This is a genomic window from Nonomuraea mangrovi (assembly GCF_042681425.1).
Taxonomy (GTDB): domain Bacteria; phylum Actinomycetota; class Actinomycetes; order Streptosporangiales; family Streptosporangiaceae; genus Nonomuraea; species Nonomuraea mangrovi.
Genome location: NZ_JBHUFV010000121.1, coordinates 1 through 578, shown reverse-complemented (window position 1 = coordinate 578; position 578 = coordinate 1). Strand labels below are relative to the sequence as shown.

Sequence of the window (578 nt, the reverse complement as noted above, 5' to 3'; positions counted from 1 at the left end):
GCCGAGTGGAGCATCGCCTGGCACTACCACGTGCGGAAGCGCACCGGATGGCGCCGCACCTTCAGGAGCCCCTCGTGAGCCCTGAGGAGGCCGCCTGGGTCCGCGACAACATCTGGACCAAGACCATGCGCAAGACGTACGCCGAGGTGCCTGGCTTCTACCTGACGTGCGCCTGCCAGTGGAGCGGCCCGTGCCTCAACTCCCGCGACCCCGGCCGGCACTCGCGCTGCCACATGGGCACGCCGATGTACGAGTACGAGACGATCATCGGGACACGCGGCGGGGTCGGGGCCGCCTCTTTCCGCCAGGCGCACCGGTACCCCACCGCGTCGGCGACCGGCTGGCACCGCTCCCATCTGGCGATGGTGTGGATCGCCGACCGCCGATGCCGCTGGGTCTGCACCTGCGATTGCGGCCACTCCAGGCCTGACATCCCGCACGCTCCCGAGCGCAACCCGATGCGGCCCATCACGTACGAGCGCGTCCCGCTGTTCGACCTCGCCACCGCCTGACCACCACTCAAGGAGCGCCGTTGACCCACGTCATCGAGGCCCTCGACTGGCTCATCGAGTACTGGC

1 protein-coding gene is annotated in these 578 nt (G+C 69.6%); it reads left to right on the top strand.

Annotation, left to right across the window (positions count from 1 at the left end; genetic code table 11):
* The first annotated feature begins 74 nt into the window (after positions 1–74).
* On the top strand, positions 75–512 hold the full coding sequence (locus ACFSKW_RS54755; RefSeq protein ID WP_379583852.1) for a DUF6248 family natural product biosynthesis protein: 438 nt from the start codon (positions 75–77) through the stop codon (positions 510–512).
* Positions 513–578 lie beyond the last annotated feature (66 nt).